Annotated in this window: 9 protein-coding genes; 3 read left to right on the top strand and 6 right to left on the bottom strand. The window is 61.1% G+C overall.

Translation table 11 applies throughout. The features are described from left to right. The first annotated feature begins 264 nt into the window (after positions 1–264). Together nosP and nahK are read left to right on the top strand one after the other, a co-directional pair. The gene (gene nosP, locus PMI01S_RS15780; protein ID WP_084320913.1) at positions 265–1,428 is read left to right on the top strand and encodes a nitric oxide-sensing protein NosP; all 1,164 of its coding nucleotides are present in this window, start codon (positions 265–267) and stop codon (positions 1,426–1,428) included. Further along, positions 1,397–3,991: a hybrid sensor histidine kinase/response regulator NahK/ErcS' gene (nahK, locus tag PMI01S_RS15775; RefSeq protein ID WP_084320912.1), complete on the top strand. Its 2,595-nt coding sequence runs from the start codon at positions 1,397–1,399 to the stop codon at positions 3,989–3,991. The genes nosP and nahK overlap by 32 nt, the downstream gene beginning before the upstream one ends. 151 nt (positions 3,992–4,142) lie before the next feature. Here the strand turns inward: nahK and PMI01S_RS15770 are convergent, their stop codons facing one another. The 6 genes from PMI01S_RS15770 to PMI01S_RS15745 all read right to left on the bottom strand — a co-directional run bounded on the left by PMI01S_RS15770 (position 4,143) and on the right by PMI01S_RS15745 (position 9,327). Further along, on the bottom strand, positions 4,143–4,808 hold the full coding sequence (locus tag PMI01S_RS15770) for a response regulator transcription factor (RefSeq protein ID WP_084320911.1): 666 nt from the start codon (positions 4,806–4,808) through the stop codon (positions 4,143–4,145). 56 nt (positions 4,809–4,864) lie between these two features. Then, a complete protein-coding gene (locus PMI01S_RS15765; protein WP_084320910.1) occupies positions 4,865–5,422 on the bottom strand; it encodes a PQQ-dependent catabolism-associated CXXCW motif protein in 558 nt (185 codons plus the stop codon). 214 nt (positions 5,423–5,636) lie between these two features. Next, complete coding sequence (locus PMI01S_RS15760; RefSeq protein ID WP_084320909.1) at positions 5,637–6,428, bottom strand: lanthanide ABC transporter permease protein PedC; 792 nt, start codon at positions 6,426–6,428, stop codon at positions 5,637–5,639. Next, complete coding sequence (locus tag PMI01S_RS15755; protein WP_084320908.1) at positions 6,425–7,156, bottom strand: lanthanide ABC transporter ATP-binding protein PedB/LutE; 732 nt, start codon at positions 7,154–7,156, stop codon at positions 6,425–6,427. The genes PMI01S_RS15760 and PMI01S_RS15755 overlap by 4 nt, the downstream gene beginning before the upstream one ends. Further along, a complete protein-coding gene (locus tag PMI01S_RS15750) occupies positions 7,153–8,112 on the bottom strand; it encodes a YVTN family beta-propeller repeat protein (protein WP_084320907.1) in 960 nt (319 codons plus the stop codon). Before PMI01S_RS15750 ends, PMI01S_RS15755 begins: the two co-directional genes overlap by 4 nt. 30 nt (positions 8,113–8,142) lie before the next feature. Continuing rightward, the gene (locus tag PMI01S_RS15745) at positions 8,143–9,327 is read right to left on the bottom strand and encodes a lanthanide ABC transporter ABC transporter substrate-binding protein PedA1 (protein ID WP_084320906.1); all 1,185 of its coding nucleotides are present in this window, start codon (positions 9,325–9,327) and stop codon (positions 8,143–8,145) included. Positions 9,328–9,485: 158 nt separating this feature from the next. Between PMI01S_RS15745 and PMI01S_RS32025 the strand changes: the two genes are divergently transcribed. Continuing rightward, on the top strand, positions 9,486–9,608 hold the full coding sequence (locus PMI01S_RS32025) for a hypothetical protein (protein WP_255326110.1): 123 nt from the start codon (positions 9,486–9,488) through the stop codon (positions 9,606–9,608).

The following is a 9,608-nucleotide window of genomic DNA, read 5'->3' as shown; positions in this document are numbered from 1 at the left end:
TGTTTCTTCATGTACTACAACCGCACCAGGCTCCACAGCTACAACAACTACCTGTCGCCAATAGCTATGGAGCTAAAAGCGGCATAAACACCGTAACTGGTGTCCGGGATTACTTGACCAGATCAAGCCGGCTCCTACACAGAATGCGGTGTCTGCCAGATCTCATCCCATCGGACCGCCTGATCGCTACCCAAGTAGCATACGTAGCCGCCCATAGCCTTCGTACACTCCAACCTCATACATGCGCACCTGCGGGAGGCGACGATGCAGCAGGTTCAGAGCGAAGGTGTCGTCACTGCAATGTCCCAGTCGACCGATGCCGAACAGGTGGCTCAGGAACTGGCGCGGCAGCTATTGCATCCACATTTGGGGTTCGTGTTGTTTTTCTGTTCTGCCGAGTACGACTTGCAGGCGCTGGGGCAGGCCTTGCAACAAAGCTTTGGCGGTATTCGCCTGGTCGGCTGTACCAGCGCCGGTGAAATCACCCCGTTGGGCTACGGTCGCAACTGCGTGACGGCAGTGGGTTTCGACCATCGACATTTTTCCATCGACGCCGAACTGATCGATGAGATGGAGCACTTCAGCCTGATCGACGCCCAGCAAATGGTCGAGCGGCTGGTCAGTGGCTGTCGCAGCAACACCCTGGCGCCGATCAAGGGCAACAGCTTTGCCCTGACCCTGCTTGATGGTTTGTCCAGCCGTGAAGAAATGGTCCTCGCAGCGCTGAGCGCGGCGTTGGGCGACATCCCGCATTTCGGCGGTTCGGCCGGCGACGACAATTACCTGACCCATACCCACGTCTATTTCAATGGCGAGTTCCACAGTGGCGCGGCGGTGGTGGTGCTGGTCAACACCTGGCTGGATTTCGAAGTCTTCACGACCCACCACATCCTGCCGCGGGCGGAAAAACTGGTGGTTACCGGGGCCGACAGCGCTTCGCGCCGGGTTTTCGAGCTGAATGCCGAACCCGCCGCCGAGGAGTACGCCCGGCACATTGGCGTGCCCGTGGCCGAGCTCGATCACCGGGTCTTCGCCGCACACCCGCTGGCGGTGCGGATCAACGATCAGTACTACGTACGGGCGATCCAGCAGGTTCATCCGGACCTGAGCCTGAGTTTCTATTGCGCGGTGGAAAACGGCATCGTCCTCACGGTCATGACGCCCGGCCCGATGCTGCCGAACCTGCAGAACCTGTTCGAGGGTTTGCAGGAACGCCTCGGAGAGCTGTTGCTGACCATCGGCTGCGATTGTTTTCTCCGGCGTCTGGAACTGGAAGACGGCGGCAGCCTGGAGCAGATCGGTACGTTTTTGCGTGACCAGCGGGTGACGGGTTTCAACACCTACGGAGAACAGTTCAATGGCATGCACATCAACCAGACCTTCACCGGGGTTGCCATTGCCCGAGGCCGGTCCCCTGGACATCGTTGAGCTTCAGGCGCAAGTCGCCAGCCTGCGGCACGAAAACCAGAAACTGCAGCGCATCAATGGCGCGCTGATCGAACGGATCGAATCCGGTATCACCCGCGGCAACGACCCGTACGCGGCGTTCCAGCATTCGGTGGTACTGGCCGAGCAGGTGCGTGAGCGCACCGACGCCCTGAACCAGGCCATGGCCGAACTCAAGTCGGGCAATCATTTGCTCAGCGAAGCGCGCTTGCGTGCAGAAACCGCGCATCAACACTTGATCGACGCCATCGAGAGTATTTCCGACGCGTTTGTACTGTTCGATGCCGACCAGCGAATCGTGTTGTTCAACAGCCGCTTCAAGGCGTTCTGGGGCAACAGTCGGGTGCGGATCAACGCCGGCATGCGCCTGGGGGAAGTCAAGCGACTGATGATCGCCACCGGACTGTTTACCGAGGAACCGCGCGGTCAGGCCGACGAAAACCTGTTGTTTCGCCTGCAGAACGGTCGCTGGCTGCAAGTCAGTGAACGGCCGACGCAAGAGGGTGGGCGGGTGATCCTGTTCACCGACATTACCGACGTCAAACTCAGTGAAACCGTGCGCCGCGAGCAAGCGGTGGCGCAGAAATCCCATTTGCTGCAACGGGCGGTCGACAACCTGTCCCAGGGCGTGGCGATGGTCAACGCCGAAGGCATTCTGGAATTGTGGAATCGGCGTTTTCTCGAGCTCAGCGGCCTCGCGCCCGTGGCGGCGCACCGGCCGTTCGCTGAAGTGATCGCCGACAGCGAGTTGAACCTGCTGACCCCCGCCAGCCGCGACAGCAATGGACGCACCGTCCAGGAATGCGAGCAGCGTCTTTACGATGGCCGGGTCCTGGAAATCCGTACGCATCCGTTGCCCACCGGCGGCTTCGTCAACACCTTCACCGACATCACCGAACGCTACCAGCACGCCGAAGCGCTGAGCGAAAGCGAGCGCTGGATTCGCCTGATCACCGACCACGTACCGGCGCTGATCGCCTACCTCAATGCCGATCTGGTCTACGAGTTCACCAACAAGGTTTATGAAGAATGGTACTGCTGGCCGCGCGGCGTCATGCTCGGGCAGAGCCTGCGCGAGGTGCACAGCGAGCAACATTATCAGCGGCTGGAAGCCTACGTGGCCCGGGCATTGGCCGGTGAAAGCGTGACGTTCGAATTTGCCGAAACCAACATCAATAACCAGGAACGCTACATGCTGCGTTCCTATGTGCCGAATCGGCTGGTGACCGGGGAGGTGGTGGGGATTTTCGTATTGATCCGCGACATCACCGAGCGCCGTCGCACCGCCGAGGCGCTGCACCAGGCGTATCAAAACCTTGAACTGCGGGTGCGTGAACGTACGGCGGAGCTGACCACCCTCAATGAGCAGCTGCTGCGCGAGATCGACGAACGCCGGCGCGTGGAATCACGCCTGCGTGAAGCCAAGCTCGAAGCCGAACAGGCCAACCTGTCGAAAACCAAATTCCTCGCCGCCGTCAGCCATGACTTGTTGCAGCCACTGAATGCCGCGCGACTGTTTACCAGTGCCTTGCTCGAACGCCGGGAACCGATGGCCAACGAGATTCTGGTGCGTAACGTCAGTAATTCCCTGGAAGACGTGGAGAATCTGTTGGGCACCCTGGTGGATATTTCCAAACTCGATGCCGGGGTAATCAAGGCCGACATTGCGCCGTTCGCCTTGAGCGAATTGCTGGAGAACCTCGCGGCCGAATACACCCAAGTGGCCCGCAGTGAAGGGCTTGAGCTGCATTTCATCCCGTGTTCGGCGCTGGTGCGCAGCGACATTCAATTGCTCGCGCGGATCCTGCGGAACCTGTTGAGCAACGCGATTCGCTACACCTACAGCGGCCGGGTGGTGCTCGGTTGCCGGCGTCATCATCAACGCCTGTCGATCGAGGTCTGGGACAGCGGCATGGGCATCGCGGACAACCGTCTGGAAGAGATTTTCCAGGAGTTCAAGCGCGGCGATGTGCAGCGTCCGGACCAGGACCGCGGCTTGGGCCTCGGGTTGGCGATTGTCGAGAAAATAGCCGGGATTCTCGGGCACCGCATTCACGTGCGTTCGTGGCCGGGCAAGGGCTCGATGTTTTCCGTCGAAGTACCGCTGAGCGCTACGGCCCCCAAGGCACTGCCGAGCCTGCTGATGAGTGAGCCGATGCTCGAGCGCCTGCGCGGCGCGCGGGTGTGGGTGCTGGACAACGACGCGGCGATTTGTGCCGGCATGCGTACATTGCTCGAAGGGTGGGGCTGTCTGGTGGTGACGGCACTGTCGGAGCAGGACCTGGCGCGGCAGGTGGACAATTACCATGAAGAAGCGGACTTGCTGATCGCCGACTATCACCTGGATGACGAGCAGAATGGTGTGGATGCGGTGGCCCGGATCAACGCCCGGCGCGGCTCAGCCATTCCGGCGATGATGATCACCGCCAATTACAGCAATGAGCTCAAATTGCAGATTCGAGAGTTGGGGCACACCTTGATGCATAAGCCGGTGCGGCCGATGAAGCTGAAGACGGCGATGAGTCACCTGCTCGGCAGGCCTTGAGGCTTTTGGTGTTTGTGCTGGCCTCTTCGCGAGCAAGCCCGCTCCCACATTGGATCTCCAGTGAACACACATTCTGTGAGCATCCGAGATTAAATGTGGGAGCGGGCTTGCTCGCGAATGGGCCAACTCGGCCTTCCGGTTGCCTGTGAACTCAACGCCGCAGATAAGACCCGAAATCAATATCCCCGGCACTCAGGATCGCCTGCACCCGATTGTGCACATTGAGTTTGCGCAAAATCGCCGAAACATGGGCCTTGACCGTGGTTTCAGCGATTTCCAGGGTGTAGGCGATCTGTTTGTTCGACTCGCCTTTGGTCATGCGCTCCAGCACCAGCAACTGCTTGCGGGTCAGGGCCTGGAGCAGTTCCGGCGGGAAGCTCGGGGTGTCGTTCATCCGGCGGTGGGTGCCGCTTTTCTGTGTGCGGATGATGTCCGGCGGCAGGTAGACGTTGCCATTGAGAATCTGCTGGATCGCCTCGGTCATCTGCACTCGTGGCGAGGACTTGGTGATGAAACCCACCGCGCCATAGGTGATGGCTTGCAGCACGATCTGCTTGTCCTGCTCGGCGGAGACGATCACCACCGGAATGGTCGGTGCCTCGTTGCGCAGGTTGATCAAGCCATTGAGGCCGTGCATTCCCGGCATGTTCAGGTCGAGCAGGATCAGGTCCAGGTCGTCATGGTCCTGAGTCAGCGCCAGGGCACTGTCGAGGTCGGCGGTTTCCATGACCTCGCTGCCCGGGAAACCGTCGCTGATGACGTTATGAATAGCCTCGCGGAACAGCGGGTGATCGTCGGCAATCAGAATTTTGTACATAGCCTTTCACCTCATTATTTTGATTATGGTGTGGCAACAACACGCACGCGTAAAGGTCAGGGGAAGGGCTCGGGCCGGGCGGGCGTCACGGGCAGGTTCGCCGCTTGCCAGGCATCCAGGCCGTCGCGATACCAATACAGAGTCTTATAGCCCATGGCGGCGGCGCGTTTGACCGCGTTCCAGCTCAACCAGCAATCGGAGCGGCAGTAGAAGACCAGCGGTTGCGTCAGATCGCCCGCGGTCAATGTGTTCAGGTTCCGCGCAAAATAGTCCTGCCAGTCGGGCGTCAGGTCGCCATCGCCGGTATTGGCCAGCCAATGGCTGCCGGGCAGGTTCTCATGGGGCTGGTCTTCGATGAAGCGACCTTGCAGCCATTGACGGCGATAGACGTCGATCAGCACCGGACGGGGTGTCTGGGTGAGCAGGGTTTGCAAGGCAGGCGTATCGATGATGGACGCGCCTTGCACTTGATTCGGGGTAGGGCTGCGGTAGAGGCCGATGCGATAGCCTTCGGCGGAGAACAGCGGTGTGTCAGCGTGTGCGACGCCCAGCAGCAGGCTCAGCGACAGCGCGGCGAGAGAAGGGCGTAGCAGACGACGTCGGGCACGCGGCATGGGTTCGATCCTTATCGTTATGAACCCATTACATGCCAGTCTCGGTGCGTTGGGAATGCGACGATAGACAGGAAAACCAGTACTAAAGTAGTAATTTCACCCCCTGTTCAACACTAATTCCCTGTAGGAGCCGGCTTGCTGGCGATGGCGGTGTGACAGATACACCGCATTGTCTGGATCGCCCGCAAGCCGGCTTCTACAGAGGGTTTTGGTGTCAGTTGGCTTTGCGCAGGGCAGCGTGTTGCGGGTTGAAGGTGAGCACGGCGAGCAGGGCAAACAGCAATGTCAGCCCGACGCACACCGCCAGCGCCAACGGATTGAAGCGTTCATACAGCGCAAACCGCACCAGCTCCACTGCATGGGTAAACGGGTTCAACGCGCACAACCAGTACAACCACTCGCTGGACTCACGCATCTTCCACAGCGGATACAGCGCCGACGACAGGAAAAACAGCGGGAAAATCACGAAATTCATCACCCCGGCAAAGTTTTCCAGCTGACGGATGGCATTCGACAGCAACAGGCCCAGCGCGCTGAGCATCAACGCCACCAGCAACAACGCCGGCAAGGCGATCAACAGCCCCATGGCCGGGGGTTGCACGCCGTACACCCAGGCAATCGCCAGAAAGGCATACACCTGCAACAGCGAAATCAACGACGTTGCCAGCAATTTGCTGCACAGCAGAAAGGTCCGGGGCAGGGGACTGGTCAGCAGCACGCGCATGCTGCCCATTTCCCGGTCGTAGACCATCGACAATGAACCCTGCATGCCATTGAACAGCAGGATCATGCAGGCCAGGCCTGGGATGATGTAGACCTCATACGGAATGTACGTGTCGTAGGGCTCGATAATGGCGATGCCCAGGGCCGCGCGAAAACCGGCGGCGAACACCAGTAGCCACAGCAACGGCCGGACAAGCGCACTGAGAAACCGCGTGCGCTGCAACACAAATCGCAGCCATTCGCGCAGCACGATGCCGCTGAAACATTGCCAGTAAGCATTCATCGGGCGGCTCCAGAGGTCGTCAGGCGGGCGAAGGCGCAACCGAGGTCGCCGCCGTGTTCCAGGCTCAGGGCGTCGGCTTGTCCGCTGGCCACCAGATGCCCTTGATGAAGGATCAGCAAATCATCGCTGGGCTGCACTTCATCCAGCAAGTGGGTGGTCCAGAGCACGCTGATGTGTTGCTCGCGGCACAAATGGCGGATGTGTTGATTGAGTGCCAGGCGACTGGCCGGATCGAGGCCGACGCTCGCCTCGTCGAGCAGCAGCAGGCGTGGCTCATGCAGCAGCGCGCGGGCGATTTCCACCCGGCGACGATGCCCGCCATTCAATTCGCGCACCCGCTCGCGCCGGCGTTCGGTCAGCGTTTGCCGTTCCAGTTCGGCGTCGACCCGCAAGCCGGTCTGGCGCCGCGACATCCCATGCAGCGCAGCGTGATAGCGCAGGTTCTGCTCGACGCTGAGGTCCAGGTCCAGGGTACTTTGCTGGAACACCACACCCAATTGCCGCAGCGCCGGGCGCGGCGCATTACGCAGTGAACAGCCGCCGACGCGGATGTCGCCACGCTGCAAATCGTAGAGCCGGGTGAGCAGCGCGATCAGGGTCGATTTTCCTGCACCGTTGGGCCCCAGAAGTGCCGCAAAACGCCCCGGCTCCAGGCTGAAACTCACCTGGTGCAACGCCTCCCGCGCGCCATAGGTAAAGCTCAGGTCGTTGACTTCCAGTGCGTTCATGGCGTCACCACCACGCCCCACGGATAGCGCCCGACCTTCACCGATTTGCTGACCTTGAGGCTGTCGACATCGATCACCGACACGTCGCCGCTGACACCATTGGTTGCCAGCAATTGCTTCTGATCCGGGGTAAACGCCATCTGCCAGACGCGTCGGCCGACCAGCAGGTAGTCGAGGATCTCGAAGGTCCGGGCATCGATCACTGCCACATGATTGGCCGGGCCGAGCGCGACGAAACCGTACTTGCCGTCGGCGCTGAGTTTGATGCCGACCGGCTGAACCTTGTCCGGGTGTACGCCTTTGATCTGGAAGGTCAGGGTCTTGAGCACCTGGCGGGTCGCGACGTCGAGAATGGTCACCGTGCCGCCGATTTCCGCCGAGGCCCAGAGCTTGGAACCATCGGGCGCGAACTCGACGAAACGCGGACGCTGGTCCACCAGCGTACTGTCGGCCAGGGTCTGGGTGCTGGTGTCGATCCAGTGCAGCATGTTGGTGGTTTCGCTGGTGTTCACCGCCCATTTGCCGTCCGGGCTGACGGCCATGCCTTCGGGTTCGACGCCGACGTTGATCTGGCTCAGCACCTTGGAGGTTTCGGTGTCGATCACCGTCACCAGCGCATCGTCCTCGTTGGAAACGTAGAGCCAGCGATTGTTCGGGTGCAGGGCGAATTGCTCGGGGTCCTTGCCCGAAGGCAGTTCCTTGATGATCTTGCGCGTGGCCACGTCCATCACCTGCACCCGGTCCGAATCGCTGGCGCAGATGTACAGCAGCTTGTTGTCGTGGGACAGCAACAGACCGCGCGGACGCTGGCCGACGGGCAGGGTATCGGTGACTTGCAAGGTCTGCATGTCGATCAGGCTGAGGCTGTTGTCTTTCTCGTTCGAGACCCAGGCGGTGCTGGCCGCGGCGTGCCCGGCAGCGAGCAGCAGGGCGCATGAAAGCAGGGTGCGGCGCATGGCAGATTCCTTATTGTTGTGGTGGCTCTATCAGGGAAAGCGGCAGCTGACCTCGGGCTTGTCGTAACCGAGGCTGTCCATTTCATTGAAAGGGTGCAGAAAGCCGTCCTGCGGCGAGGTACTGACCAGCGCCCGTGGCTGGACGATGGGGATCGGTTGCCGCAACTGGCCGTTCCAAGGGCGATAACTGAGCTTGCGACCCTTGAAGCCGTCGAGTGGCAATTGATCGCTGATTTCCAGCGTGCGGATCGCCATCGGATCGGCCTGACGCAGTTTGCTCACTGCACTGGCGATGCTGCGCACGGCCATCCACGCGGCAAAGTCGCGGTCGTTCATCCAGCGCCCGGCCATGGCTTCGAAGCGCTTTTGCAATTGTGCGGCGCCGTAGGTTTCCACGGTCTTGTGCCAACCCACCGGGGTCAGGCCTTGAGTGCCGGCCACCGGGCGCGGATACCAGGTCTGGTAGGGCACGTATTCGCCGAAGTCACCGCGTTCATCGGCCACCAGCACCACGTCGTACTCGGCGGTCTGGGTGAACAGCGGCATGTCGGCCTGAGCGCTGCGGCGTTGGTCGTTATCGAAACTCCAGGCCTTTTCCGCGACCAGTTGCACACCGAAGCGTTTCGCCGCGCGGCGCAGGGCGGCGGCATAGGCTTGATCGTCAGCGGTCGGGCCGACGATCAGCAGTGCCCGTTGCCATTTGCGCACCACCAGAAATTGCGCCAGCGCATCGGCCAGCATCGCCCGGCTCGGCAGCGTGTGCAGCACGTTCGGCAAGCAGTCGGTGGTTCGCAGGCTGTCATCCGCGCTGCCAGCGTTGAACAGCAAGCTGTCGTGCAGGGCGGCGCTGAGTTGGCGCAGGCTGGCCACTGGCGCGTTCACCACAAACAGGCGCAGACCCTGCGCGTGTTGAGCCTTGGCCGCCTCAAGCAAGGCCTGCGGGCTGTCGGCATTGACGCTGGTCAGGCTGTAACTGTGATTGAGAAAACGCCCGGTGCTGTTGCTGTCGGTGATCGCCAGTTCGGCGCCACGCTCTCCGGCATCGACCGGCTCGGGAATGACGTTGGACAGTAGCGGTCCCGGATCAGGGCGATAACCCAGGTAGCCGATCTGCACCTGCAAGGGCGCGTCGGCCGCCTGACTCTGGGTCGCCAGCCCGGCGGCGCAGGCAATCGCCAGCAGGTAGATCAGGGCGTAAGGGGCAAGCTGGCGCATAAGGCACTCCATTACAGGTAGCGCCAGCATAGGAAGCCTGCGAGGCAGAAGGAAATATGCAGAAAGTACCAGTGAGGCAGTACCAAGGTAGTAACTCGCCGAGGGCGGCGCGGTTTTAGCATGGGCAACAACGGCCATCACTCTGGAGGAGATCGACCATGCGTATTCTCAAAGCGCTGCTCCTGCCGTTGCTGCTGATCTTGAGCCTGATCGGCGTCGATAAACTCCACGGCCCGCGGCCCGCGTTGCTGCCGGTCTTGCCCGCGACACCGGGGCGCTAG

This window comes from Pseudomonas migulae NBRC 103157 (genome assembly GCF_002091715.1).
Classification (GTDB): domain Bacteria; phylum Pseudomonadota; class Gammaproteobacteria; order Pseudomonadales; family Pseudomonadaceae; genus Aquipseudomonas; species Aquipseudomonas migulae_A.
The sequence above is the reverse complement of the archived record's forward strand: the minus strand, read 5'-3'. Positions and strand labels throughout refer to the sequence as shown.